At 57.9% G+C, this 26,921-nt stretch carries 23 protein-coding genes, 2 other RNA genes and 1 pseudogene; 14 read left to right on the forward strand and 12 right to left on the reverse strand.

The window, feature by feature from the left end:
* Positions 1-137: pseudogene (locus AB5Y90_RS08590) on the reverse strand (IS5/IS1182 family transposase); the annotation flags it as partial.
* Between the two features lie 53 nt (positions 138-190).
* Between AB5Y90_RS08590 and AB5Y90_RS08595 the strand changes: the two are divergent.
* Entirely contained in the window at positions 191-784 is a 594-nt protein-coding gene (locus AB5Y90_RS08595; protein WP_368166803.1) for an autotransporter outer membrane beta-barrel domain-containing protein, read from the forward strand.
* A gap of 336 nt (positions 785-1,120) precedes the next feature.
* On the opposite strand, the gene AB5Y90_RS08600 is transcribed toward AB5Y90_RS08595, so the two are convergent.
* From AB5Y90_RS08600 to AB5Y90_RS08640, 9 genes are all read right to left on the reverse strand, one after another.
* Positions 1,121-1,717, reverse strand: a complete 597-nt coding sequence (locus AB5Y90_RS08600) for a GPR1/FUN34/YaaH family transporter (protein WP_005336948.1) — start codon at positions 1,715-1,717, stop codon at positions 1,121-1,123.
* A gap of 224 nt (positions 1,718-1,941) precedes the next feature.
* On the reverse strand, positions 1,942-4,944 hold the full coding sequence (locus AB5Y90_RS08605) for a DUF748 domain-containing protein (protein ID WP_368166804.1): 3,003 nt from the start codon (positions 4,942-4,944) through the stop codon (positions 1,942-1,944).
* A gap of 52 nt (positions 4,945-4,996) precedes the next feature.
* On the reverse strand, positions 4,997-5,758 hold the full coding sequence (locus tag AB5Y90_RS08610) for a substrate-binding periplasmic protein (RefSeq protein ID WP_368166805.1): 762 nt from the start codon (positions 5,756-5,758) through the stop codon (positions 4,997-4,999).
* 36 nt (positions 5,759-5,794) lie between these two features.
* A complete protein-coding gene (locus AB5Y90_RS08615) occupies positions 5,795-6,205 on the reverse strand; it encodes a MerR family DNA-binding transcriptional regulator (protein ID WP_307896693.1) in 411 nt (136 codons plus the stop codon).
* Between the two features lie 2 nt (positions 6,206-6,207).
* On the reverse strand, positions 6,208-7,176 hold the full coding sequence (locus AB5Y90_RS08620) for a hydroxymethylglutaryl-CoA lyase (protein ID WP_307896694.1): 969 nt from the start codon (positions 7,174-7,176) through the stop codon (positions 6,208-6,210).
* On the reverse strand, positions 7,173-9,143 hold the full coding sequence (locus tag AB5Y90_RS08625) for a biotin carboxylase N-terminal domain-containing protein (protein ID WP_368166806.1): 1,971 nt from the start codon (positions 9,141-9,143) through the stop codon (positions 7,173-7,175). Before AB5Y90_RS08625 ends, AB5Y90_RS08620 begins: the two co-directional genes overlap by 4 nt.
* Positions 9,140-9,976 (reverse strand): enoyl-CoA hydratase-related protein, encoded by an 837-nt coding sequence (locus AB5Y90_RS08630; RefSeq protein ID WP_368166807.1) that lies wholly within the window; start codon positions 9,974-9,976, stop codon positions 9,140-9,142. Before AB5Y90_RS08630 ends, AB5Y90_RS08625 begins: the two co-directional genes overlap by 4 nt.
* Positions 9,977-9,986: 10 nt before the next feature.
* On the reverse strand, positions 9,987-11,588 hold the full coding sequence (locus tag AB5Y90_RS08635) for a carboxyl transferase domain-containing protein (RefSeq protein ID WP_236272489.1): 1,602 nt from the start codon (positions 11,586-11,588) through the stop codon (positions 9,987-9,989).
* Complete coding sequence (locus AB5Y90_RS08640) at positions 11,585-12,727, reverse strand: isovaleryl-CoA dehydrogenase (protein WP_368166808.1); 1,143 nt, start codon at positions 12,725-12,727, stop codon at positions 11,585-11,587. The genes AB5Y90_RS08635 and AB5Y90_RS08640 overlap by 4 nt, the downstream gene beginning before the upstream one ends.
* Before the next feature lie 320 nt (positions 12,728-13,047).
* Between AB5Y90_RS08640 and AB5Y90_RS08645 the strand changes: the two genes are divergently transcribed.
* The 10 genes from AB5Y90_RS08645 (at position 13,048) to AB5Y90_RS08690 (ending at position 23,170) form a co-directional block, all read left to right on the forward strand.
* A complete protein-coding gene (locus AB5Y90_RS08645; RefSeq protein WP_368166809.1) occupies positions 13,048-14,205 on the forward strand; it encodes an acyl-CoA dehydrogenase family protein in 1,158 nt (385 codons plus the stop codon).
* A gap of 140 nt (positions 14,206-14,345) precedes the next feature.
* Positions 14,346-15,128 carry an enoyl-CoA hydratase gene (locus AB5Y90_RS08650; protein WP_005345131.1) on the forward strand — a complete coding sequence of 261 codons (783 nt, stop codon included), beginning with the start codon at positions 14,346-14,348 and terminating at the stop codon, positions 15,126-15,128.
* 18 nt (positions 15,129-15,146) lie between these two features.
* A complete protein-coding gene (locus tag AB5Y90_RS08655; protein WP_368166810.1) occupies positions 15,147-16,259 on the forward strand; it encodes an enoyl-CoA hydratase/isomerase family protein in 1,113 nt (370 codons plus the stop codon).
* 51 nt (positions 16,260-16,310) lie between these two features.
* Positions 16,311-17,213 carry a 3-hydroxyisobutyrate dehydrogenase gene (mmsB, locus tag AB5Y90_RS08660; protein WP_368166811.1) on the forward strand — a complete coding sequence of 301 codons (903 nt, stop codon included), beginning with the start codon at positions 16,311-16,313 and terminating at the stop codon, positions 17,211-17,213.
* Between the two features lie 52 nt (positions 17,214-17,265).
* Entirely contained in the window at positions 17,266-18,045 is a 780-nt protein-coding gene (locus AB5Y90_RS08665; protein WP_368166812.1) for an SDR family oxidoreductase, read from the forward strand.
* 358 nt (positions 18,046-18,403) lie between these two features.
* The gene (arcD, locus tag AB5Y90_RS08670; protein ID WP_058057349.1) at positions 18,404-19,840 is read left to right on the forward strand and encodes an arginine-ornithine antiporter; all 1,437 of its coding nucleotides are present in this window, start codon (positions 18,404-18,406) and stop codon (positions 19,838-19,840) included.
* Between the two features lie 105 nt (positions 19,841-19,945).
* The gene (locus tag AB5Y90_RS08675; RefSeq protein WP_219264012.1) at positions 19,946-20,734 is read left to right on the forward strand and encodes a sulfite exporter TauE/SafE family protein; all 789 of its coding nucleotides are present in this window, start codon (positions 19,946-19,948) and stop codon (positions 20,732-20,734) included.
* A gap of 102 nt (positions 20,735-20,836) precedes the next feature.
* Positions 20,837-20,933: signal recognition particle sRNA small type (gene ffs, locus AB5Y90_RS08680), an RNA gene on the forward strand.
* 98 nt (positions 20,934-21,031) lie between these two features.
* Entirely contained in the window at positions 21,032-22,192 is a 1,161-nt protein-coding gene (locus AB5Y90_RS08685; protein WP_368166813.1) for a tyrosine-type recombinase/integrase, read from the forward strand.
* Between the two features lie 117 nt (positions 22,193-22,309).
* On the forward strand, positions 22,310-23,170 hold the full coding sequence (locus tag AB5Y90_RS08690; protein ID WP_209298662.1) for an abortive infection family protein: 861 nt from the start codon (positions 22,310-22,312) through the stop codon (positions 23,168-23,170).
* A gap of 156 nt (positions 23,171-23,326) precedes the next feature.
* On the opposite strand, the gene AB5Y90_RS08695 is transcribed toward AB5Y90_RS08690, so the two are convergent.
* Positions 23,327-23,710 carry a DUF2513 domain-containing protein gene (locus AB5Y90_RS08695; protein ID WP_209298661.1) on the reverse strand — a complete coding sequence of 128 codons (384 nt, stop codon included), beginning with the start codon at positions 23,708-23,710 and terminating at the stop codon, positions 23,327-23,329.
* A gap of 549 nt (positions 23,711-24,259) precedes the next feature.
* Here AB5Y90_RS08695 and AB5Y90_RS08700 point away from each other — a divergent pair.
* Positions 24,260-24,901, forward strand: a complete 642-nt coding sequence (locus tag AB5Y90_RS08700; RefSeq protein WP_064341587.1) for a recombinase family protein — start codon at positions 24,260-24,262, stop codon at positions 24,899-24,901.
* Positions 24,902-25,308: 407 nt separating this feature from the next.
* Entirely contained in the window at positions 25,309-25,824 is a 516-nt protein-coding gene (locus tag AB5Y90_RS08705) for a hypothetical protein (RefSeq protein WP_182963760.1), read from the forward strand.
* Positions 25,825-26,203: 379 nt separating this feature from the next.
* Here AB5Y90_RS08705 and AB5Y90_RS08710 read toward each other — a convergent pair whose 3' ends face one another.
* Positions 26,204-26,473 (reverse strand): hypothetical protein, encoded by a 270-nt coding sequence (locus tag AB5Y90_RS08710; protein WP_209298659.1) that lies wholly within the window; start codon positions 26,471-26,473, stop codon positions 26,204-26,206.
* 346 nt (positions 26,474-26,819) lie between these two features.
* Here AB5Y90_RS08710 and ffs (AB5Y90_RS08715) point away from each other — a divergent pair.
* Positions 26,820-26,913: signal recognition particle sRNA small type (gene ffs / locus AB5Y90_RS08715), an RNA gene on the forward strand.
* Positions 26,914-26,921 lie beyond the last annotated feature (8 nt).

The raw sequence follows: 26,921 nt of genomic DNA on the forward strand, positions 1-26,921 counted from the left end.
GGGTAAAACGGCTCGATGACTTCCACCATGTTTTGCCATGGTAGAATCTGCTCCATGCGGGACAAGAAAATCTCTTTTCTGGTCTGACGGCGCTTACTGCTGAATTCACTGTCGGCGAAGGTAAGTTGATGACTCATGATGAACCCTGTTCCATGGCTCCAGATGACAAACATGATCTCATATCAGGGACTTGTTCGCACCTTCCCTAGATACGCACTGGCTGCTGGATGGCTGGGCTGCATGGGGACGAACTGATAACGATACCGAACTCGATGTACTTAAAGGGAGTTTCAAGACAACGACCGGGTTGATCTCAGCCAACCTGACCGGCGGCTACGACGTTGGTGAATATCTGCTGCGGCCCAAGCTTGCCCTCTTTTACAGTCACAATAAATCCGATGCGTTTAATTACACAGGCTCATTGCCTTATGCAAACCAGATTTATAACGTGACATTGCGGGTTAATGAAAACTCTTTTGAATATGCCACCAGTGAAGCATCAGGGGATATCAGTCGTATTTTCACCACAACCGATGGGGTTCAAATTATACCGGCCCTGCGTCTTGGGGTTCGTTATGATATTGAGCGTCCCAATGATGGTCAGATCCTGAATGAAAATCTGACAATGGAAAGTACGACCCCGTGGAGTGGATCTGCACGGATTGCACTGGCGGTAGCCCCTCAGCGTCATCAGCGTTTTGAAGTTATCACCGGTTATTACAGTATCGGGCGTCAGGACCTTGACCTCTGGGATATTAGATTTAACGCCGCAGTGAATTTTTAACTTACATAGGGAGATAAAAGTACTGATAACTTGGTCGGCACTTTGATTTAAATTACATGTATGGAGATGGTATTCACCTGACAGTTGCCAACAAAAGGGAGTGGTCATACGGCTTCATACCGAATAACAAACTGTATCCCTTGTGGTGGCCCGAGAGAGCCTTATTTAGTTGATGGATATATCCACAAATAGGTGTATCAGGAGTGCCGAATAGCTAGAGACGGATATCCGGATGTAGGGCTGAAAAGGGAAGATGTGTGCGCAGGAACGTCATCTTTGCGAGATAGCAAAAAGGCACCCGAGGGTGCCTTTTTCACAATCTGAGTGGCTTGCCTATCAGGCAGCGGCTTTCAGCTGTACGGCGGCGGCTTTTTTGTGATCGCCGATCGGCATCACGGTGCGGCCGAACTGTTCGTTGATCACGGTGGCCATGGCCAGGTAGATGGCGCTGGCGCCACAGATGATGCCTTCGAAACCGGCGATGGTGCCGATCAGGGTGCTGCCGGTGAAGTCACGGGCGGCCAGCAGGAAGAACAGCACGGTCAGGGAGGCGAACACGAACTGCTTGGCGCGCGGGTAGTTGATGGTGCCAACCAGCATGAACAGGGTGAACATGCCCCACATCAGCAGATACCAACCCATGTAGGCGTGCGGAGTGGCTTCGGCCAGACCCATGGTCGGCATGATCAGCAGGAACACCAGGCTCAGCCAGAACAGGCCGTAGGAGGTGAATGCGGTCACACCGAAGGTGTTGCCACGCTTGTATTCCATGATGCCAGCGATGATCTGGGCGATGCCGCCGTAGCACAGGCCCATGGCCAGGATCATGGCGCTGATGGGGAAGAAACCTGCGTTATGGATGTTCAGCAGGATGGTGGTCATACCGAAACCCATCAGACCCAGAGGGGCAGGGTTGGCCAATTTTTCGCTCACGTGGCGTTCTCCAAAAATAGAGTGGGGGGTTAACAAAAGACGCGCGATTTTAGGCAGGCTGCGGCGCGCCCGCAAGGGGGCAAGGGGGATAAATCGTAAAAAAACTACGTGATTATTTGCATCAGAGGCCAAATGCTCACCAGGACAGGCTGTTTGGTGAGCAAAAGGTGTCAAAATAGTTGAGGGGTTGTATTTTTATTACGCTTTTGTGCAGTGCGGCGGCCTTACTGATCCAGTGTCAGGATCACTTTGGCTTCCTTGTCCTCTTCCTTGACCTGGCTGTCGAGCACGAACAGCCGCTCCGGGGCGATCCCCTGGCTGTCGACCAGAAACTCCTTGGTATTTTGCGCCCGGCGCATGGCGAGATTGCGCAGGGATTTGGCGGTGATGAGCTGCTGATCCCGCAGCAGGATCACCGCCTGGGCCCGCAGTGCCGCGCTCTCTTCATCCAGATGGAGCCGAGCGGCCAGGTCATCCAGATCTTCGCCAAAGCGCTCTTCATAGGCCCGGGCCAGCGCCTCTTGCAGGGCTGAGTCCTGTTCCAGCAGGTCGAGATCCGCCTGATTGCCGGTGAGCTTGGCCAGTACCCGCTCCAGTTTTTGCCGTTGCAGGATGGGGCGCTCCTCGTTGAAGTTGACCTTGCCGCGAATGTTCATGCTGAGCTTGGGTCTATCCTTGAGGGCCTGCGCCAGCTTGACCAGTTTCTCCTGCTGGGTGGGGGGGAGATCGGGATCCCCCGGCAGGAAGGGGAGCTCGTCGAGATCTTCGGTGCCATCGGCCAGCGAGGCGAGCAGGGAGAAGGGGGAGGTAATCGCCTTGCTCAGTGTGTTGCCCAGCACATCCCAGAAGATATTGCCGATGCTGAAGTCCGGTTGATCGAGATCCCCCTTCACCTTGAGGTTCATCTGTATCACCCCGTTGGCATCGCTCAGCAGGGCGATGGCCAGCCCCAGCGGTAGATCCTTGGCCTGATCGCTCTTGATCTTCTCGCCCAATTGCAGCTTCTTGATGGTGATGTCGTTATCCCCCTCCAGCCGATTGCCCTCCAGCTTGTAGTGCAGCTTCATGGAGAGCTGCCCCTTGTCGATGGCATAACCGGCATAGGTGCCCGAGTAGGGGGTGAAGGTGGTGAGCTCCAGATTGTGGAAAGCGACCGCGATGTCGAGGATTGGGTTGGCCACCAGCAGGTTGGTACCGCCGCGAATGGTCACCGGCGCATAGCGATCCACCTTGCCGTTGAAGGCGAGATCGGAGCGTTGCCCCGGAATATTGCTGATATGGCGACTCTGGCCGCCCAGCGAGGCGATATCGGCCACAAAATCCTGACTCAGGCTGCGGTCGGCAAAGCGCAGGTTGCCCTGCTCTGTGCGCAGCTGGTCAATGGTGAAACGAAAGTCGGGAGTCTTGCTGCCTGCCGCCGCTTGAGTACTTTTGGTTGCCGCCGGTTGCGGCAACAGCAGCTGTTGCAGGTTGGTGGTGCCATCTTCGTTGATCTCGATGCGGGCGAAGGGCTTGTTCAGGGCAATGTCCTTGATCCGCATCTGCTGGCTGATGCCGTCGTACGTCAGACCGGTGAGAGCCAGGGTGTTGAACTCCAGCAGCCGCTGATTGTCTGCCCGATCGACTACTTTGAGCCCGTTGACATCGAGCCCCCCTTGCAGGGTCAGCTTGCTCAGATCTCCCTGGGCGGTGGTGGCGAGATCAAGGCGGGTCTTGCTGCTCAGCAGCCCGTTCTGCACCTTGATGCGTACCAGATCGGCCAGATAGGGCTGTGCCAGTGTCAGGGGCAGCCCCTGCTGGTTGATGTCGCCGCTTAAGGTGAAAGGAGTCAGGGTCAGTTGGCCATCAAAGGCCAGGGGGCTGCTCTGGTTGAACTGGGTGGCCAGAGTCAGTTTGCTCGGTTGCTCCCCCTTGCTGCCCAGTGGCCCCAGCGCCAGCTTGAGGCCGGAGAACTGGCGTGCCTGCGGTTTGCCGCTGCTCGATTCGGTGAGGGTGAGATCGCCCTTGTCGATAAGGATCTGCTTGATCTGCCACTGCCAGGGTTTGTCTGGCGTATGTTTCTTGCCGTTACCGGCTGTCTTTGCTTGTTGTGCCGACTTGGGCGCCGCATTGTTGGCCACCTCGTTTGCGGCGTGGGCCCCTTTGGCGGGTTTGGCGGGGGCCTGTTCAATCAGCAAGTCAGCCAGATCCAGCTCCTGCTGTGGGTTGAGGGTGGCCTTGAGCAGGGGTTGTTGCAGAGTGACCTTGCCGATCTGGAGCGACTGTTTCTGGCCATCGACAGCCAATTCGCTCAGGGCCAGCTGGCCGAAGCGGGCAAATTCGTCGCCCTTGTGTTTTTTAAGCTGCCAGTTGTCCAGCGTCAGCTTGCCTTTGGACAATTGCCACAGTACCCCTTGCTTGCCCTCTTTAAGCTGGTACTCCACCTCTGTATTGGCGTGGCCCTTGGCCAGATCCAGCTTGAGATAGGGTGCCCAGAGCGGGGCGAAGGGTTTCAGCTCGACCTGCTTGAGGCTCACCTTACCCTGACCCATGCCGCTCATCACATCGAGTTTGCCGTGAGCGGCGAGGCTGCTTTTGCCGTTGATGGCGGCGCTCAGCTGATAGGCGGTCGGATGGTTTGCCTCGGTACGCAGGTTATCGAGCTTGAGGGTCACTTTCTCCAGACTGAGGGGCGGCAACCAGCCGGGTTCGCTCTCCTTGCGTTGATCCTGATAGCGCACATGCCCGTCAGTGACATTGACGCTGGCAATATCGACCAGCAGCGGGGCGCTGGCTGTTTCGGGCTCGGGGGAGGGCGCAGGGGCGAGCAGGGTCGCCAGCGCATCGGTCAGATTGAGTCGAACCTCCCCCTTTTTGTCTGCCAGCCGTTGCAGCAGCACCACGGGTTTGGTCAGGGTGACGGCGGAAAGCACGACCCCTTTCTGCTGCCAGCTGGCTTGCAGGTCGGGGGTGATAAAGAGCTGCTCAAAACCGATGATGGGCTGCTGCTTGGCATCGAGCAGGGCAGTCGCGCCGAGGGTGAGAGAAGGGTTGCGCAGCCCTACGTCAATCTCCCCCAGCGTCAGTTGCAGGCCGTAGTGCTCGGCCAGCCAGCCGGGCAGATAGCGCTGGATCAGAAGGGGGGTTTGCCACAGCAGCAGGGTGATCAGGATAAGAAGAAGCAGAAAAGCGTAGGCAAGGTAGCGCAGCAAGCGGAGCTTGGGGGACGCGGGCTCGGTGGTGTTCATTTGGTGCACTCCCATTTGGTTCCCGCCATGGTACAGAAAAGCTGGATAGTAATCATGGGGTTGCGTGCTGTTGTACGCCGTACTTTGTCCAAAGGCGATCCAGTTCACCCTTTTGTTGCAGCGCTGCCAGCCACTGTTCCAGCTGGGCAGGGGTAATGGGGGCCTCAGGGTGAAGGATGGCGCGGTGTTGATACTGTTGATCCCATTTTTGCGAGATCAGCAGCTGGTCGGCTGTGTCGGGATTGGCCTGCAGATACTGGTTAAGGTATGAAACGTTGAGAATGGCTACCTCGCCACGCCCTTTGAGCAGGGCTTGCAGGGCGCTGATGTTGTCCTTGACCAGGGTGATATTGAGCTTGCGCTGCAGGTAGAGGGGATCAGCATTGAACTGGCCGACGCCGTAGTGGTAGCCGGTCACCCCGATAAGATGATGCCGAGAGGGGTCATCGAAAAAGCGCTGATCCCGGCCTGTTTTGTTCAGGGCCACATAGACCTCACCACCACCGAGAAAGGGGGCTGTTATCTTGAATTTATCTGTGTCCCAGCCCCACTTGGTGTCTTCAAACAGCATCAGCGAGAAACGGCCCAGATCGAGCGCCTTGTAACGGTTGGCGGCCGAGGTGGGAACAAACACGAATCTTACCTCTTGCTGGATCTCGTTTAGCTTGGCGATGAGGTCCAGCGTCAGCCCTTCATAGCGGGAATCGGAGAGTTTGACCACAAAGGGGGCATAGGGGTATCCGCCAACCTTGATGAGGGGATGGCTCCAGCCAGAGAGGCTGAACAAGAGCAAAAACCAGCACCAATATCTCATGGGATCCCCAGGGCAATAGCTTGCTCCCAGATTCGGTTAATCTGCGCCAGTTTTCAAGCTGTTAAGGGAATTAACACAGCGCTGTTCGGCGGCCGCGAGCTCGGCCATCACCATCTGGATATCCTCCAGTTGCTGGCGCAGGGCGCCGCGTTTTGCCTCGATCAGCTGGATCATGGAGTGGAGCTGAGTTTTGCTCGATTTGTCGGTGTCGTACATATCGAACAGCTCGCGGATCTCGGCCAAGCTAAACCCCAGCCGTTTGCCGCGCAGGGTCAACTTGAGCCGGATCTTGTCCCGATGGCTGTAGATGCGGGTGTGCCCCTCCCGCAACGGGGTGAGCAGCCCCTCATCCTCGTAGTAGCGGATGGTGCGCGGCGTGACATCGAATTCGTGGGCCAGCTCCGAAATGCTGTAGGTGATCTCCTTGCCGGGCAGGGAACGGGACATGGTCATGACTCCTGTTGCTGGGCGTGTGGCTGGCAGAGGCGGGCGCGCAGCCGCTCGGCATTGGCGTGCAGGGCCTGACCGACCCGCGAGCCGTTGGGACGGCCGAGCTGCTCGCTCACCCACTGGCCGGTGGCCGCCAGTTTGTCGAGATCCACCCCGGTCGTCATGCCAAGGCCGTGCAGCAGGTAGACCACCTCTTCTGACGCTACATTGCCGGAGGCGCCCGGCGCATAGGGACAGCCGCCAAGCCCCGCCACCGAGCAGTCGATGGTGCGAATGCCGCGCTCCAGCGCGGGTAGCAGGTTGGCCAACCCCTGGCCGTAGGTGTCGTGAAAATGGACCGCGAGTCGACCCGCCGGGAGCTCGTGCAGCACCGCATCCAGCATGGGCGCCACGGTGCCCGGAGTGCCGACGCCGATGGTGTCCCCCAGCGAAATTTCGTGGCAACCGAGATCCAGTAGTTGCTCGGCCATCGCAGCGACTCGTTTCGGGCGGGTCGGGCCATCGAACGGGCAGGCGATGACGGTGGAGAGGTAGCCGCGCAACTTGATGCCGAGGCGGCGAGCTTCCTGCACCAGCGGGGCGAAGCGTACCAGCGACTCCTCCACGCTGATGCCGATATTGGCCCGGGTAAAACCGTCGGAGCAGGCGGTGAAGAGGCCAATCTCGTCGGCGCGGGCGGCAATGGCTGCCTGCAAGCCTTGCAGATTGGGCACCAGAGCGCCGTAACGGGTTGAGCCCTTGCGCGGCAGTGCCTCGAACAGCGCTGCGGAGTCCGCCATCTGCGGCACTTTTTTGGCAGAGACAAAGGCACCCACCTCGATGCGCTGCAGGCCGCTGTCGGAAAGGCGCTGGATCAGCTCCAGCCGCTGTACTAGGGAGAGGGGCGCAGCTTCATTTTGCAGGCCATCTCGCGGCCCCATCTCCACCAGACTGACCCTGTCGTCACGGACGTCCTGTGATCGGTTCATGGGTGATCCTCCTGTGAAGCTATCTCTTCGGCAAAGCGCACCAGCACGGTCCCCTGGCTTACCTGTTCGCCCTGTTTGCACTGCAGGGCTTCAATTACCCCGTCCCGCTCTGCACGCAACTGGTGTTCCATCTTCATCGCCTCCAGCACCAGCAGGGGTTGCCCCTTGCTGACCGTTTGCCCCTGCTCGACCAGCACGGCCACCACTATGCCGTGCATGGGGGCGATGGCGCCCTGCGCCTTATCATTTGCCTGATCATGGTGGTGGCTGTGCTGCCGATCATCGGCCGCGAAGCGGATGCGCTGGCCCCCCAGGGTCATGATGAAGGCTGCCTCCGAGCCTTCGACTGTCTGAATGGGGATCTGTTGCCAGCAGCCACCCAGTTGCAGCCGGATATGGTCGTCCCCTCTCTGGTAGCAATGAGTCTCCCCTTGCCACTCAAGCTGGCCGCCATGATCGTTAAGGGTCAATACCCGGCGCTCATCACCGATGCGCACCGCCGCTGTCCAGCAGCGATCCGGCCCCAGCCGAAATCCGCAGGCTTGCTGCCAGGGGGAGGTGCCCGCAGGGCGGCTCGCCAGCCAGAAGGCGGCCAGCGGCCAGGCGAGCTCAGGAATGGGCCGTGCTGTGGTGGGGATGGGCCACTGGGTATGGTGGCCCATGGCCAGGACGTCAGGCTCTTCACAAAGGCGCAGCAAGAGCGCGCCGTTGTGCTCCAGCGGGCCGAGATCCAGTGCCGCCAGCGCATCGGCCAGTTTGGCGAACGCCTCGGTGCGGCTCTGGCCGTGGGCGATCAGCTTGGCGATCATGGGATCGTAATAGGGGCTGACCTCATCGCCAGCGGTAACGCCGGTGTCGATGCGCACGCCATCCGGCCAGTGGAGCCAGTGGATAGGCCCGCTGGCAGGCAGAAAACCGGCCGCCACATCCTCGGCGTAGAGACGCGCCTCCACCGCATGGCCGCGCAGCACCACTTCCTCCTGAGTGAGTGGCAGCGGCTTGCCTTCGGCCACGGCCAACTGCCAGGCCACCAGGTCCTGCCCGGTCACGGCTTCGGTGACCGGATGCTCCACCTGCAGCCGGGTGTTCATCTCCATAAAGAAAAACTCATCCTTGCAGAGCAGAAATTCGATGGTGCCAGCCCCCTGATAGTGGATGGCCTTGGCTGCGGCCACGGCTGCCTCCCCCATGGCGCGGCGCAGAGCCGGAGGGATATCGGGGGCGGGTGCCTCTTCGATCACCTTCTGGTGGCGTCGCTGCAAGGAGCAGTCCCTGTCCCCCAGATAGATGGCGTTGCAGAGGCTATCGGCAAAGACCTGCACCTCAACATGGCGAGCTTGGGGCAGATAGCGCTCCAGCAGCACCAGATCGTCACCAAAGGCGGCCTTGGCTTCCCGTTTGACTGCCGCCAGCGACTCGTCAAAGTCGGCCAGCTGATCGACCCGACGCATCCCCTTGCCACCGCCGCCACTGGCTGCCTTGATAAGTAGCGGGAAGCCAATCTGGCTCGCCTGATCGCGCAAGAAGTCCTGCCGCTGATCCGTGCCGTGATAGCCGGGCAGTACAGGTACGCCGGCAGCCTGCATCAGCGCCTTGGCCCCCGATTTGTCGCCCATGGCGAGAATGGCGGCGCCGCTTGGGCCGACAAAGCGCAGGCCGCGCTGTTCGCAGGCGGTGGCAAAATCGCTGTTTTCCGACAGAAAACCGTAACCGGGATGGATGGCATCGGCGTGCGCCTCTTTGGCAATCTTCAGCACCTTGCCGGTGTCGAGATAACTCTCTCTGGCCGGTACGGGCCCCAGATGCCAGGCCTCATCTGCCAGGTGGGTGTGCATGGCGTGGGCGTCGGCATCGGAGTAGAGGGCGATGGTGTGAATGCCGAGGCGTTTCGCCGTCTTGATGATGCGCACGGCGATTTCGCCGCGATTGGCAATCAGCAGGCGTTTAATCTGAGTGTGATGGGTCATGTCTCATCCTTGAAACGGGGACGCCAGGCGGGAGGGCGTTTGTCAAAGAAGGCCTGCATCCCCTCCTGGGCTTCGAGTCCCACCCGAACCCGGGCAATGGTCTCGACAGTTTTCTCTTCGTGCAGGCGGGAAGGATGGGCCTCTATCGCCGCCAGCAGCCGTTTGGTCTCTTTCATCGCTTCCGGCCCGTTGCGGCACAGACGAAGGGCCTGCGCCCGTCCCTCCGCCAGCAGTTGATCCGGTTGGCAGAGTTGGTGTGCCACATTGAGCCGACAGGCGGTAATGGCATCGAACGGCTCGGCACTGAGCATGAAGCGGCGCGCCTGACGCATTCCCATGGCACGTACCACGTAGGGGCTGATCACCGCAGGTACCAAGCCCAGGCTCACCTCGGAGAGACAGAAGCGGGCATCCTCGCTGGCCAGCACCAGATCGCAAGCGCAGATGAGGCCCAGTGCCCCGCCATAGGCGGCCCCCTGCACCAGCGCTACCGTGGGGAAGGGGAGCTCGTCGAGGGTCTGCATCAGCCGCGCCAATACCCGGGCATCTTCGCGATTGTGCTCAAAATCGGCGTGAGCCAGATTGCGCATCCAGTTGAGATCGGCACCCGCGCAAAAGTGTTTGCCCTCTGCCCGCAGCAGCAAAGCATGAGGACGTTCGGCGAGATCATGACCATGGAGATGGGCCAGATCATCGAGGCAGTCGAGCAGCCCCAGCATCAGGTCGGCATCAAAGGCGTTGTGGCGGGCCGGGCGCGACAGCACCAGCTCGGCCAGCGGGCCGTGCCGCTCCAGCCGAAACGGGTTCTGGGAGGAAGTAAGTGGATCTGACATAGGTTGCTCCTTACATCCGAAAGATGCCGTACTGCTCGGTTTCAATGCGGGCACCCTGACAGGCGGCGAGCGCCAGCGCCAGCACGGCGCGGCTCTGGGCCGGGTCAATGACGCCATCATCCCAGAGGCGGGCGCTGGCGTAGTAGGGGTGACCCTGGTGCTCATACTGCTCGATCACCGGGGCTCGGATGGCGGCCGCTTCCTGCTCGCTCAGATCTTTGCCCTCGGCCGCCAGCTTGTCCCGACGCACCTGCACCAGCACTCCGGCCGCCTGCTCGCCCCCCATGACAGAGATGCGGCTGTTGGGCCAGCTAAAGAGAAAATCGGGCTCATAAGCGCGGCCGCACATGCCGTAGTTGCCGGCACCAAAGCTGCCGCCGACGATTAGGGTGATCTTGGGCACCCGGCTGCAGGCCACTGCGGTTACCAGCTTGGCGCCGTGCTTGGCGATCCCCTCTTTTTCTGCGCTACTCCCCACCATAAAACCGGTGATGTTCTGCAAAAAGAGCAGCGGGATGGCACGCCGGTTACAGAGCTGGATAAAGTGGGCCCCCTTCTGGGCGCTGTCGCTGTGCAGCACGCCGTTGTTGGCGAGGATCCCCACCTCCATGCCGCAAATACGGGCAAAGCCGGTCACCAGAGTGGTGCCGAACAGCGCCTTGAATTCGTCAAAGTCAGAGCTATCCACCAGTCTTGCAATCAGTTCACGGGCGTCGTAAGGGCGTTTGAGACTGGTACCCACCAGACCGTAGAGCTCCTCGATCGGGTAGCAGGGGGGCTCGTAGCCGGGGCTGCTCTCTATCGGCTCGTTACCCAGATGAGTCACCAGCGTGCGGGCGATGGCCAGCGCATGGGCATCGTCACGGGCCATATGATCAGCAACGCCGGAGTGGGCGCAGTGTACCTCGGCGCCGCCCAAGGCCTCGGCGCTGATCTCCTCGCCGGTGGCGGCCTTGACCAGCGGCGGACCCGCCAGAAAGATGGTGGCTTGCTCCCTGACCATGATCGACTCGTCCGCCATGGCGGGCACGTAGGCGCCGCCTGCGGTGCAGAGCCCCATCACCACCGCCAGCTGGGGGATATTCTGGGCCGACATGCGGGCCTGGTTGTAGAAGATGCGACCAAAGTGATCCCGGTCGGGGAACACCTCATCCTGCATCGGCAAAAAGGCGCCGCCGGAATCCACCAGATAGAGGCAGGGAAGGCGCAGCCGCTCGGCGATGGCCTGGGCGCGCAGGTGCTTTTTCACCGTGAGCGGGTAGTAGGTGCCGCCCTTCACGGTGGCGTCATTCACCACCAGCATGCAGAGCCGGCCTGAAACCCGGCCGATGCCGGTGATGATGCCGGCGGCAGGCACCGGCTCGTCATAGACCTGCCAGCCAGCCAGCGCCGACAGTTCGAGAAAGGGGGAACCTAGGTCCAGCAGCTGATTGATGCGCTCGCGGGGCAGTAGCTTGCCACGGGCCTGATGGCGGGCGTTGTTGGCCGCGCCGCCTCCTAGCGTGATCTCGGCAATGCGGGCGTGGAGATCGTCGACCAGCCCCTGCATGGCGGCCCGATTGGCCGCATATTCCGGGCTCGCCGTGTCGAGGCGGGAGTGGATACGACTCATGCATTTTCTCCCATCAGCTCGCGGCCGATGAGCCAGCGGCGGATCTCCGAGGTGCCGGCGCCGATCTCGTAGAGTTTGGCGTCCCGCAGTAGGCGGCCAGTGGGGTATTCGTTGATGTAACCGTTGCCGCCGAGCAGCTGGATCGCGTCGAGGGCCATCTGGGTGGCGTTTTCGGCGGCAAACAGGATGGCTGCGGCGCAATCTTTACGGCTGGTGCGCCCCTGATCGCAGGCGCTCGCCACCGAGTAGACCAGTGCCCGGCTGCTGGCGAGGCGGGTATACATGTCGGCGAGCTTGCCCTGCACCAGCTGGAACTCGCCGATGGCTTGACCGAACTGCTTGCGCTCACGCACATAGGGCAGCACCACGTCCATGCAGGCCTGCATGATGCCAAGGGGGCCCGCAGCCAGCACCACCCGCTCGTAATCGAGCCCGCTCATCAGCACCTTGACCCCGCCGTGCAGGGTGCCCAGCAGGTTCTCCTGCGGCACCCGGCAGTTGTCGAACACCAGCTCGCAGGTGCTGGAGCCGCGCATGCCGAGCTTGTCGAGCTTCTGGGCGGTGGAGAAACCGGGAGTGTCGGCTTCAACGATAAAGGCGGAAATCCCTTTGGGGCCGGCACTGGTATCTGTCTTGGCATAGATGACGAAGGTGTCGGCATCGGGACCGTTGGTGATCCACATCTTGTTGCCGTTCAGCACGAAGTGATCGCCCTCGCGCTCCGCGGTGAGGCGCATGCTGACCACATCGGAGCCTGCGCCCGGCTCGCTCATGGCCAGCGCCCCCACATGCTCGCCACTCACCAGCGGTGGCAGGTAGCGCGCTTTCTGTTCCGCCGTGCCGTGGCGGTGGATCTGGTTGATGCAGAGATTGGAGTGGGCGCCATAGGAGAGGCCGACCGAGGCGCTGGCGCGGCTTACCTGTTCCATCACCAGCACGTGGGCCAGATAGCCGAGATTCACCCCGTCATACTCCTCCGTCACCGTGATGCCGTGCAGCCCCAGTTCACCCATCCGGGGCCAGAGATCACGGGGAAAGGCGTTGCTCTGATCGATCTCGCTGGCGCGCGGGGCTATCACTTTCTGGCAGAAAGCCGCAACCTGTTCGGTCAGGGCATTCAGGGTCTCATCCATCTGCATCCATGCTCTCCTTGCGGATATGACAATCGGGTAGGAAGGTGGGTTCGACCGGCTGACTCGGCGTTACAGCTGGCAGTGGTCGGTCCATTTTTGTACTTCACTTTTGCCACAAGTTTACGTTAGCGTAAACGTAAATCAATTGTTAATCTGTTGTGTGTCGATAGAGAGGTAGTTATGAGAGCGTCATCAGCTACCACGACAACAGCGCCATAGTGGCAGATCCGACTGACGCAGCGTGTGGGCGTCGCGTCATAAAGCACTAACTCAGGAAAGTAAGCGCGGGAAAATAAGCGTGAGGCAACAAGGGAGTGAACGACGAGATGGATTTTACCCTGACCGATGATCAACAGGCGTATGTGGAGGCGGCCGCCGCCTTTGCCGATGAGGCGCTCAAACCCCATGCCGCTCGCTGGGACAAGGAGCATGAGTTTCCGATCCCGACCATCAAGCAGGCGGCCGAGCTCGGTTTTTGCGGTCTCTATACCCCGGAGCAGTTTGGCGGATTGGGGCTACCTCGCCTCGATGCGAGCCTCATCTTTGAACGCCTCGCCATGGGGTGTACCTCGACCACTGCGTATCTGACCATCCACAACATGGTGAGCTGGATGCTGGGTAGCTGGTTGCCCACCGAGGTTGCCAAAGAGTGGGTGCCCAAGCTGGCCAGTGGCGAGCTGCTGGGCTCCTATTGCCTCACCGAACCGGGGGCAGGCTCAGATGCGGCGGCCCTCAAGACCCGGGCGGTGCGCGAGGGTGACAGCTATCTCATCGAGGGGGCCAAGGTCTTTATCTCGGGGGCGGGCAGCAGCGATGTGCTGGTGGTGATGGCGCGCACCGGTGGTGAAGGTGCGAAGGGGATCTCTGCCTTTATGGTACCGGCTAATGCCCCCGGTGTGAGCTATGGCAAGGCAGAAGAGAAGATGGGCTGGAACAGCCAGCCGACCCGGGAGGTTGTCTTTAATGGGGTTCGCATTCCTGCCTGCTATCGGTTGGGTGCGGAGGGGGAAGGGTTCAAGTTCGCCATGCAGGCCCTTGATGGGGGGCGCATCAATATTGCCACCTGTTCGGTGGGCACAGCCCAGCAGGCGCTGGACGATGCGCTGACCTATGTGCAGCAGCGCCAGCAATTTGGTCACCCGATCAGCGAATTCCAGAGCGTGCAGTTTCGCCTGGCCGATATGGCGACCGAGCTGGCTGCCGCCCGTTTGCTGGTGCGTCAGGCCGCTGACAAGCTGGATCGCGGGGCACCGGACAAGAGTGCCTGGTGCGCCATGGCCAAACGGTTTGCCACCGATGTGGGTTATCGAGTCTGCGATGAGGCTCTGCAACTCTTTGGCGGCTATGGTTATATCCGCGAGTATCCGCTCGAGCGCTATCTGCGCGATACCCGGGTACACCGCATTCTGGAGGGCACCAACGAGGTGATGCGACTCATCATCGCGCGCCGCATGCTGGCCGATTCCGGTTTGTCGCTGGGCTAACCGGTGGTCGCATCAAGGGTGTGTTGCCTGCCACCCGATTTGCATCATGCCATGCCGGTTTCGGCTTTGTGAGCCAGCCACAGGTTGGTGTCATTCAAGCCTGTCATCATGGCGGCAGCTTCATCGACAAGGACAATGTTATGACAAGGATCAGACTCGAATATCATGGCCACGTGGCCTATATCACTCTCGACCATCCCCCTGCCAACACCTGGACCCTCGCCAGCCTGCAGGCCTTTTTGCAGATGATGGTGGAGCTCGACAGTCGTCCCGATGTGGTGGCGCTGGTGATCCGTGGTGCGGGCGACAAATTTTTCTGCGCCGGTGCCGACCTCAATATGTTTGTCGAGGGGAATGTCGAGCTGGCCCGTGAAGTAGCCGAGGCCTTTGGCAAGGCCTTCGAGGCGCTGGCCCGTTTTCACGGCGTCAGTATCGCCGCCATCAATGGTTATGCCATGGGCGGTGGCCTGGAAGTGGCGCTGGCCTGTGATATCCGCATCGCCGAGCAGCAGGCGTTGCTGGGACTGCCGGAAGCCTCGGTGGGCTTGCTTCCCTGTGCCGGTGGTACCCAGCGCCTGACCGAGCTGGTGGGGCCGGGCTGGGCCAAGCGGATGATCCTCTGCGGCGAGAAGGTGAGTGCCTCGCTGGCCTACGAGATGGGGCTGGTGGAGGAGGTGGTGAAAACCGGTCAGGCGTGGGAGGCCGCGCACCAGATGGCCCATCTGGTGGAGCGCCAGAGCCCGAGTGCCCTGCGCGCCTGCAAAACCCTGATCAATCAGGGCCGCAGTGGCCCGCGGGATGCCGCCTTGCCCCTTGAGCGAGCGCTGTTTCTCGATCTCTTTAGCGATGCCAACCAGCGTGAAGGGGTGGCCGCCTTCCTGGAGAAACGCTTACCGCGCTGGCAATATGGCCCAACAGAATAAATCCATACGGAGCCGTTTATGAGTGAGCCGGTCAAGGTTAGCTGTTATCCCACCGAAGATGGCCATCAGATCGGGGTGTTGATCCTCGATAGCCCTGCGTCTCTCAACGCATTGAGCCTGCCGATGATCCAGATCCTGCAACAGACGCTGACCCGTTGGGAGCAGGATCCCGCCATCGCTTGCGTGCTGCTGCAGGGGGCTGGCGAGAAGGCGTTCTGTGCCGGTGGTGATATTCGCTCCTTCTATTACCGCAAGCAGGAGGCGAGCGGATCGGAACTGTTCGAATATGCCCGCGACTTTTTCGAGCAGGAGTACCGGCTCGACCACCACATCCACTCTTACCGCAAGCCCCTGATCTGCGTGGCGGACGGTATCTGCATGGGGGGCGGCATTGGCCTGTTTGCCGGAGCCGATTTTCGGGTGGTGACCGAAAGAAGCCTGTTCGCCATGCCGGAGGTGACCATTGGCCTCTACCCAGACGTGGGGGCGAGCTGGTTTTTAAGCCGGATGCCAGGGCGGCTCGGGCTCTGGCTCGGTCTGACTGGCGCCCGCTTCAACGGGAGTGATGCCATCGGTCTTGGGCTGGCGGATCACGCCATCGCCAGTGGCGAGCGCAGTGCGCTGTTGTCACGCCTCGCCGTGCTCGAGTGGGCTGGCAGTGGTGATCCCCGCGAGCAGATCGATCTGCTGCTCAGGGAATTGCACCGTGAGGTGGCGGCCCGGTTGCCAGCGCCTGTATTGCTGCCCCATCAACAGAGGATCGATGCCTTGCTGGCGGGGCGCACGTTGCAAGGGGTATTGGCGCGGTTGTTCGAAGCTCAGTTCGATGAGCAGGAGACTGTACTCCAGCAGGCGCAGCAGCTCTGCCGCACCGGCAGCCCCATCAGCCGCGCCATTTTGTGGCGTCAATATTGGCAGGCTCGCCGCAACTCACTGGCAGAGGTATTTGCCGAGGAGCTGACCCTCTCGGTCAACTGCGTGCTGAAGGGGGATTTTGTGGAAGGGGTACGGGCACTGCTGATCGACAAGGATAAAGATCCCCGCTGGCAACAGTGGCCACCGGAGGGGAAGTGGCTGGACGAGTTCTATCGCTGGCCGCAGGGGCGCAATCCGTTGGCCTGCAAGGAATAACATCTTGGCAACCGGCGCACGCCGCCATCAGCAACGCAAGGAGCAAGCGGGATGACAAGGATAGGGTTTATCGGGCTCGGCAACATGGGGGGGCCCATGGCGGCAAATCTGGCTAGGGCCGGGCAGACGGTGCAGGTGTTTGATCTGGTTGCCCAAAACATTGAGCACGCTATCGCCGCTGGCTGCATCGCAGCGGGGGATGCCCGTGAGGCGGTGACCGGCTGCGAGGTGGTGATCAGCATGCTCCCTGCGGGGGAGCATGTGCGCGATCTTTGGTTGTCTGAGGGGCAGGATCTGCTGGCAGCCCTGCCGGTTGGCGCACTGGTGATCGACTGCTCAACTATCGATGTCGACTCTGCCCGTCAGGTCGGGGAGGCGGCCCGCGCCCGCGGTTTGCGCTTTATCGATGCCCCCGTATCGGGCGGTGTCGCCGGTGCAGCCGCCGGGACGCTCACCTTTATCGTTGGCGGCGACGCGGCAGATTTCGAGGCGGCAAAACCCTTGCTCGCCAGCATGGGGCAGAACCTGTTTCACGCCGGGGCGCTGGGTGCCGGGCAGATCGCCAAGATGTGCAACAACATGCTGCTTGCGATCCATATGGCGGGCACTGCCGAGGCGCTGGCCCTCGGGGTGAAGGAGGGGCTGGATCCCGCCGTGCTCTCCACCATCATGGGCAAGAGCTCCGGCAACAACTGGAGTCTGGAGCGCTACAACCCCTGGCCCGGGGTGATGGAGAATGTCCCTGCCGCCCGCAACTATCAGGGGGGCTTTATGACCCGTTTGATGGTGAAAGATTTGGGTTTGGCCATGGCGCTGGCCGAGCATGGCCACAGCGCTGTGCCGATGGGGGCGCTCGCACGTAACCTGTTCAACCTGCATGCCGCTCAGGGGCAGGGGAGCCGCGATTTCTCCAGCATCGTCGAACTCTATCTGGATAAACAGGATCCCGCCTGACGGGCCACCTCTCTTCAAGGCATCTCCCTTCGACCAGCTACAAGGAGCATTGATGGATATCAAAGATAAGGTCATCGTTATTACCGGCGCTGGACGTGGCTTGGGACGGGCCATTGCGCTGGCCCTGGGCGCACAGGGGGCGACGCTGGCGCTGCTCGACATCAATCGCGCCGATCTGGAGGCGACCGCAGCCCTGGTGCGCAGTCAGAATGATCAGTGCGATCAAGATAGCCAGTGCGAGCTGTTTGTCTGCAATGTGGCGAGCGAAGCCGAGGTTGAGTCGGTTTTTGCTGCCATCAAGGAGAGTTTTGGCGTGCTGCACGGTCTTATCAACTGCGCCGGCATTTTGCGCGATGGCATGCTGATCAAGGTGAAAGAGGGTGAGCTGGTGGAGAAGATGACGCTGGCCCAGTGGCAGAGCGTGATTGACGTCAACCTCACAGGTACCTTCCTCTGCGGTCGCGAGGGGGCGGCGCTGATGGCGCAAGGGGGGCAGGAGGGCGTTATCATCAACATCTCCTCTATCGCCCGCGCCGGCAATATTGGCCAGAGCAACTATGCCGCCAGCAAGGCGGGGGTCGCTTCGCTGGTGGTGACCTGGGCGCGCGAGCTGGCGCGCCACGGCATTCGGGTGATGGGGATCGCCCCTGGGGTGTTTGCCACCGACATGACGGCGGCGATGAAGCCGGAGGCGATGGCGCGGATGCAGCAGGCCATTCCAGTCGGCACCCTTGGCGAGGCGCAACAGCTGGCAGAGACGGTGAGCTTTATTCTTGCCAACGACTATCTGTCGGGACGGATGATAGAACTGGATGGCGGTTTGCGTTTATAGGGATTTACACCATGGGCCCCGGTGTTTCCACCGGGGCTTTTTTATGCAGATTATTTATACAGCAAAGGGCTGAATGGGGATGCATGGGGACCATGCGAGTCAGGTCACGTTGGCAGAAAAATGAGAAATATCAACGGGTCTTGGTTAATTTGAGCCAGCTCACAGGCCATATGGGTCAGTGCTGTAAAATTGCGCGCGGTCAAGGCGGTGCATGATTGACGGGACGAGGGATTGCGGTCGGAATAGTCATGCAATATAGTTGCCGCCTTTTTCACGGGGTCAGGATTCCCAGCCCCTCCCATATTGCGCGCAGTATGAATACGGACGCTCTGCCGCCGCCTAAATAAACAGGATTGAAATGGACAAGAAACTAGGGCTGGGCGCCCTCATTTCGCTGGTGATCGGCTCCATGGTCGGCGCCGGGGTCTTCAGTCTGCCACAAAACATTGCTGCGCATGCCAGTGCCGGGGCGGTCGCCCTGGGTTGGGCCATCACCGGTCTTGGCATGATCTGTCTCGCGCTGGTCTATCAGAACCTCTCCATGCGCCGCCCCGATCTCGATGGCGGTATCTTCAGCTATGCCAAGGCCGGTTTCGGCGATTTCATCGGTTTCAACGCCGCCTGGGGTTACTGGCTCTGCCAACTGCTGGCCAACGTCTCCTACGCCATCGTGGTGTTCAGCGCCCTGAGCTACTTCTTCGATACGCCTGACAACGTCATCTTCGGTGACGGCAATACGCCGGTGGCCATCACGCTGGCCTCCATCCTGATCTGGTCGGTGCATGCGCTGGTGCTGCGCGGGGTACAGGTTGCTGCACTGGTGAATATCGTCACCACCATCGCCAAGATGGTGCCGCTCATCGTCTTCTGTGTCGCGATCCTGCTGGCCTTCAACATGGATACCTTCACTCTGGATATCTGGGGCCAGAACAACATGGAGCTGGGCTCCGTGATGGATCAGGTCAAGTCCACCATGAAGGTGACCCTCTGGGTCTTTATCGGGATTGAAGGGGCCGTGGTGGTCTCTGCCCGTGCCCGTCATCGCAAGGATGTGGGCCGCGCTACCGTGCTGGCGTTGCTCGGCGCCCTGACGCTTTACGTGATGGTGACCCTGTTCTCGCTGGGTGTCATGAGCCAGCCGCAACTGGCGGCGCTCAAGAACCCCTCGACCGCCATGATCCTCGAAGCCGTAGTCGGCCCCTGGGGCGCCTGGCTTATCAACATCGGTCTGGTGGTGTCGGTGATGGGGGCTCTGCTCAGCTGGACCGTGCTGGCCGCTGAAGTGCCCTACATCGCAGGCAAGACCGGCGTCTTCCCGGGCTGGTTTGCCAAGGAGAACAAAAACGGCTCGCCGCAGGTGTCCCTCTGGTGCTCTACCTGTCTGGTGCAGATCTTCCTGATCATCATCTACTTCCAGAGCAGCACCTATCTGGCGCTGGTCAACATTGCCACCTCGGCGGCGCTGGTGCCCTACGTTTTCTCCGGTGCCTATGGCCTGAAGCTGGCATTGAAAGGGGAGACCTATCAGGGTCAACCCCATCAGCGCAAGCGTGACCTGCTGCTGGCTCTGGTGGCGACCGTTTACGGCTGCTGGCTGGTCTACGCTGCCGGTGTGGAGTACCTGTTGCTGGTGGCGCTGCTCTATAGTCCGGGCATCTTCATCTACTGGAAGGCGCGTCAGCATCACGGTCTGCGTGGCCTTAACCGGCTGGAGCAGGGGATGACGGCGGCTCTGCTCGGCTGTGCCGTGCTGGCCTTCTACAAGGTGATGGACGGTACCATTCCGCTGAACTGAGCGGCACAATGAAGAGATGGCCCTCGCGCCATCTCTTTTTTTTCATGCTGATATCCACTGTTGCCCGGCCGTGTTGGCCGTTTATCGTTCAAAACAGGAATTTTTATGCTGTTTATGGGTTACCTCCTGCTGGGCGCCTTTGCCGGCATGCTGGCAGGGCTGTTCGGGATTGGCGGTGGATTGATCATTGTCCCCGTGCTGGTCATGACCTTTCGCGCTCAGGGTATCGACCCTGAAATAATTACCCATCTGGCCCTCGGCACCTCGTTGCCCACAATGATCTTTACCGGATTCAGCTCGCTTAGAGCACATCAGGAAGCGGGTGCCGTCGACTGGGTGATGATCCGCAGATTGGGGGCGGGCATGCTGGTTGGTGCCTGGCTCGGTGGTATGACGGCCAATCTGCTCAGTACCAGCACCCTCAATATCATTATCGGCTGCTTCGCCTGGACTATGGCGCTGCAGATGGGGCTTAACCTCAAGCCCAAGGCGGAAAGACACCTGCCAGGAGCGTTCGGCACCGGCATTGCTGGCACAGTGATAGGCTGGATGTCCGCGCTGTTTGGCATTGGCGGTGGCTCGCTCACCGTCCCTTACCTGAGCTGGAACTCGGTGCCGATGCGCAATGCGGTAGCGGCCTCTGCAGCCTGCAGCATGCCCATCGCGCTGGCGGGGAGCCTCAGCTACCTCTATGCGGGTTGGGATCATGCCGATCTGCCCGAGTGGAGTGTGGGCTACATCTATCTGCCCGCCCTGCTGGGCATTGTGCTGACCAGTACCCAGTTCGCCCGCATTGGCGCCAAGCTGGCACACCGCCTGTCACCCACACGCCTCAAGCAGGCCTTTGCCCTGCTGATGCTGCTGGTGGGGGCGAAATTTATGCTGTTTAGCTGATTCATTCGGCAGATTGTTGAAAAATAAGGCAAACGATCTGTTGGAGGGTAGAAAGCCGTTGCATTGAACGCCCAGTTTGCCTATTCTCCTCGCCGGTGGTCCTATTGGTCCTCTCGCATTGATAACCCGTCGACCTGGTCAGGACCGGAAGGTAGCAGCCAAGGCGGGGGACTCGAGTGCCGGGATGTGGCTGGTAGGGCCACCACTTGTTTCTGCAATTCAATAAGTTACAGCTAATAGCCCCCCTTCAGACCTCTTGGTAATCCACTTTGTGTGGATGAATCAGGAGTCTTCTCTGTGAATCTCTGGCTCAGCCCTCAAGGTATCTGGTACTACCGCAAGGTGACAGTGCTCCCCTGTGGTCGCCGCAAAGACATCAAGAAATCTCTCCGTACTCGGGACAAGCTGGTAGCTCGTGAACAGGTGGCTAAGATGCTTGCCTGTGCGCGTTCTTGGGTAAAACCTGAGTCTGTCCAACCAGAACCTCAGCCAAGCTCCCTGCCGGAGCCTCAGCGGCTACAGCAACAGACACCATCTGCGACCAAGCCAGCCCCTCAGTCAGTCCCTGCGGCTCCTTCTGCCATTGCATCCCCTGTACTTTCAGAGCTCAGTGAGCGTTATCTGAAAGAGAAGGCGTTGTCTTGGGCTCCCAAAGAGCTCAGCAACCAGAAGAACTACATCGGTTACTTCATCAAGACGCTGGGGGATAGATCTCCCACCGCTTACAGCAAGGCCGATGTGGTCAAGTTCAAGGACGAATTACTGAACTCAGGCAAGAGCCCGACGACTATCAACAAGTATCTCCAGAAGCTCTCTCTGTTGTTCGTCTGGCTGGGTAATCACCACGAGGGCATCGTCAATCACTTCGCTGGGCTCAAGTTACAACGGGTCAAAGAGGTCAATGCTCGCTGTGGGTACACATCTGCGGAGAAACAGCGATTGATCCAGTGGGCGAAAGAACAGGAGCCATACCGCAAGTGGATAGCGTTGCTCGGCCTGTATACCGGAGCGAGAGCCAATGAAATCTGCCAGTTGTACGCAGACGATGTGCAGCAGGTCGACGAGGTATGGTGCCTGAACATCAGAGACAACCGCCCAGACCAGAAGCTCAAGACGGCCAACAGTGCCCGCCTGATCCCTATTCACTCCTCGCTGATTGCTGGCGGCTTTATCGGCTTTGTGCAGGAAAGGGCAGGGGGGCGGCTGTTCCCTGAGCTACCTCATCGACAAGACGGTTACAGCCATCTTTGGGGGCAGTGGTTTAGTCGTCATCGCCCTGTAGACAAAGACTTCCATAGCCTGCGGCATACCGTGGCAACAGCGTTAAAAGATCATGGTGTACCGCTACAGTACGCGGCTGCGATCTTGGGGCATACCAATGGTGCCATCAGTTACGACAGGTATGGCGGTGGGGTAGCTGTCGAGAAGTTGCAGGCCGCTATCGAACAGGCACTATGAGGGACTTCAGAAGTCGGTATGAATGGATCAAAATGGAGCAATTGAGTAGGAAGAAGCAAGTTGGTTTAGTGGCTTTAGGCTGTTACATTCAAAAAAAATCAATCCTTAGGAAGGCTTATGATTACAAAAATTCCCATGCCTCTTATCTCAGCTATTAGTGAACTAGTTGTTGCAAACGAAACACATGCACAAATCAATTCGCTCTTCATGCATGCAGAGGCTTCGGGAGAGTCTCCAGATGTAAATGATCCTGGCATAAATAAATTAAACAAATGCCTTACATGGCTTCAACGAACGAACAGAGAACATCCAGCTCCATTGAATGTCGCCGCAGCTATCTTGGAAAAGTACCTTGATGACCCAGCGTATCAAGACACTCAGAGCGTTAGTCTGTTCGGCCTCCCTCCAACTGAGTCCCCAACGAGTAAAGCAATTAAGAGAATTGAAACAATACTGGCAAACAACAATCTGACGTATACGCAAGGGGGGCGGATTACGGAGGGGCTCAGTACCCCAACCCAAACGCTATCTGAATTAATTCGAGGACGAGACCTCAAATCGATTGAGATTGAATTCGAGCGGGCCTTGGAAAATGTAACGAAAGATCCCAGTGAAGCAGTCCTTGCTGCCTGCAACATACTTGAATCACTTTGCCAAACTTACATAGAAGATGAGGTACCAGAGCAAATGCCCCAGAAGAAAGACATTAAAAGTGTCTGGGGAGTGGTCAAAGAACAGCTAGGACTCGAACCCCGTAATCTGGAGGATAACGACCTCAAAGCGATCTTGGGTGGGTTATCTGCGATTGTCACTGGTATTGGTTCATTGAGGACACACGCTTCAGCATCGCATGGTAAAGGCCGCACTCGATACAACTTAGAACCTAGACATGCGCGCTTAGCGATACATTCCGCTCACACTTTAGTTACGTTTATTATTGAGACTTGGGATAAAAGAAAGTCGACTCACTCCAATTGAGTTAGGTGATTTTAAACCTGTAATAAGGTGAAGGGCAGGCTTATAAAGGGTAAGCGAATGCCCAGCCCCCGAGTGAGGGCCTGTTGCCAGCCTGATTACACGGCTAAATGGATGGCCTGAGGTTTGGCCCTGTTCATGGGGTAGGCCTCACGCTATCTATTTGGCCAAATCAAGCATTGAAGTCAGACACCAAGATGCAACGGTCTTTATACTATCAAAGGTCATGTCGAGCCCCTTGGATGCAAATACCTCTTTAGTCTTGTTCCATACGGTATCGTTACGTATAGAATCTAGAAACTCATGTCCAGACCATGTGAGCCGAATTATTGCAAAGTCAGAGGGGCCTCCTCCACCGATTAAAGACTGAATTTTCCCTTCAATTAAGCCAATTTCCATGAGCAATCTTACATGATAAGAAATCTCATGCTTTTTCTGTGCATCAATGTCTCCAAAGTCTTCTAGCGTCAAGTAGTGTGGCGTTACTTTCTTATCCTCAAGCTTGGTGAGAATCAGCCGGACTGTATCCCAATTTCTTTGCATCTAAAGTCTTCTCCTTGAGCGTTGTGCTGGCGAAAAACATGCTACTCGATAAAAACTACTCGGTAAATTCTGAAAAAAATCTGTGAGGGCTTTTAAGACATTACTGTCACCCCTAGTTCCCCCCGTGCCACCCCTCTGTTCAATCTCTTGTCACCCCCCTTGTCCGTCCTGTCTCTGGAGCTGGCAGCCTGTCCATAGGGCAAGCAAGAGGAGGGGGATACCTGCCCTATACTGCCCCTCGTTTATCTTGGCCCTGTTGCTGTTCTGCCGCTCTATCATCACCCCTCTTTGAGATCTAACCGACTGACTCCCTGTCGTACTGCTGTCCCTCATTCACTCACTTCTGAACCCTCTGATGCCTTGTCGGCTCTGGGTTTGTGTATGTATCAGTGAGGTATACATCAACGATACATAGTTTATGTGCCCCAATAAGTGATAAAAAAATCATTGACCCTACTTCAATGAGACAACTATAGTGAGCCTACTTGATTGAGACATGACTGATGAATGATCGGCACTGACATTACGACTGAGAGACAAGGAGAAAAGATGTTTGTGAGGGCATACCTGCGGGCCAGTACACAAGAACAAGATGCACAACGGGCACGTCAGACACTTGCAGACTTTGCCCAAGAGCGAGGCCATACAGTAGCAGCGTGGTATGCGGAGAACGTATCTGGCGCACACTTGGAGCGTCCCGAGTTGACCCGTCTGCTGGCTGACGCTCAACCTGGAGATGTCTTGCTGCTGGAGCAAGTGGATCGCCTGAGTCGTCTAGTTGAATCCGAATGGCAGCAACTCAAACGAGCCGTTGAAGATGCTGGGGTGCGTATAGTCGCTTTGGATCTACCCACCTCTTGGGGAGCTATGGACAAGGGACAGGTTGGAGCCGCAGACATGACTCAGAGGATCCTTGGGGCGGTGAACCTGATGATGCTTGAACTTCTTGCTGCCTTTGCTCGGAAAGACTATGAGGATCGCAGAAGGCGACAAGCTGAAGGCATTGCCAAGGCTAAGGAGGCGGGCAAGTACAGGGGAAGCACAGCTGATGTTGCCAAGCACAAAGTCATGGTTGACCTCAGGCGCAATGGCGTGTCAGTGGGGGACATTGTGGAGATGACTGGTATGTCACGAGCTACCGTCATGCGAGTGCTGAAGAAGGCGCGAGAGAGCGGGGAACTATCCGAGTAACCTATAGACATCAAGAGGAGTCAGGTTCCTCTCGCTCTGCTTCCTCATTCAATCTTCCACCATGAGTTGACCACTACACGCACCAAACGATCTCTGAGCAATCGCATAACTGGCCTATGGGGTAGCTTAGGTGCTGGCCATGGATAATCACAGAGGATCATTGAGATGGCTTCCTGTCGATGCCTCTATCCACTGGCAGCCTATCACCTGTCCGATGCTTGGCTGATTTGAATAAACCCTGACCATAGGAGAGAACAAATCTATCGACCCTCTTTCTTACCGCCCCTGTTTTTGGACAGCCTGCCAGCTTGTCCTCGTGATCCTTCCTTTGTAAAATTGTCTTCCAATAAACCCTGACCAATGGAGAACAGCCCATGAGATAAACCAACCAAACCAGAGAAAACTGAATGACCGAACTGACTAATTCCATCGCTACCCCTAAGCGTGGCCGTCCAGTATTTACCCACGATAATCGCTTTGTCCGCCAATGGCTTTACCGCTATAGCACTTCTCTCCCGTTGGAAGATGGGTTGCTGCTACCTTTTAAAGTCCCGTCTATCTACGAGTTGCCAAGCTGGTGCAATGATGTGATTGTTGGAGCTGCAAGGTTGAACAATTCCGAGAAGTACACAGGAAAACCATTAAATACAACACTCATCATCAAGCTACTCATGGCTTTCCCCACGCTGACCAATGCCAATGTGAAGGCGTTCCTCGAGTCTCGAATGGCAGACACTGTCAGCAAGCAATACGTGAGTCAGCTAGCTAATGCTGCTATTAGTGCGAGTAAATCAATCGACTACTACCTTGCTAAGCTAGAACTTGGGGAACAAATCGGAAGGGGGCCAACTGGAAATAGTCTGACATTATTTAGTAATCCGTCAGATCACTCCTCGGTCTGGTCGGAGTGTCAGGCAGCATAGGCTTGAGTTTACAGGGATAGCCTGAACCCATCGATCTTGGTCTGGGATGATTATCAAAAAAGTATTATCTACCAGACCTTCTATCAGATCTGACATCGTTTGCTCATTGGGAATGAATGCCAGCTCTGGCTAGTGATGATTACCAATAAAGACTATCCCAATAATCTTATCTATAAGATACCTATCAGCCCCCCCTCAAACTCGGTGATCTCCATACTTTGGGGATCTCCCCATTCCTGCTGGAATAGAGGGAGGTCTAATGAAGACCAGATCTGTACAAGCTGGGGAAATGCCAAGTTGGTCTGAGCTGGAACGAGTTTCTCTGGCTGTTTATTGAACAGTGTTTGTTTGGAATGCAGGTGTCTCTAAGAATGGTAAGTTATTCACAGTAACTGCTGACATCAGCAACACTTGATTCATAATCAGAATGTGCACTTTGCGCATTACTCATCTCATACGAACAGTCATCTTCAAGATCCAGATTTGTTGCGCATGAATGTAATGAGCTCGCTGCTGTTGCAAGAACGTCTGCCGCACTCTCAGCCTCTTCTCTTGCTTGAATGCACTCTTCTGAATCTTCAGATGCGGCAGCAATAGGCAATCCAAACAAGACAAGAAGGGAAAATAAGCTAGCACTTAAAATACGCATAAAAGTCTCCGATTCACTATGGAGCTTATTATGCTGAAAGGTCTCTCATCGTTACTTGATCCTCTTCACAACATCCCTTAGATACCAGAGCCAAAGGCCAACTACTGGATTTCCAGTGAGCTTCTATTACCCGCTTTTCTTTCACCTGTGGCGCTGTTTTATGTTGGCTTACTACGTCTGTTCTTCATTGGCTTGAAGCATTAGGGGTGGGCAGTTATCATGGGCTCCTCAATTGCCCCTATAGCTACTCCACTTCATGTGGATTACTTTGGTCGGGTTAGTTGTTACATCTTGATTTTAGAAATCTTGTTGATGGCAATCAGTTCCATCCCCAAGTGCCTGATTTATTTGGGCTCGCATTGATAACCCGTCGACCTGGTCAGGACCGGAAGGTAGCAGCCAAGGCGGGGGACTCGAGTGCCGGGATGTGGCTGGTAGGGCCACCACT

The sequence above is a fragment of the Aeromonas sp. R4-1 genome (assembly GCF_040908325.1).
Taxonomy (GTDB): domain Bacteria; phylum Pseudomonadota; class Gammaproteobacteria; order Enterobacterales; family Aeromonadaceae; genus Aeromonas; species Aeromonas veronii.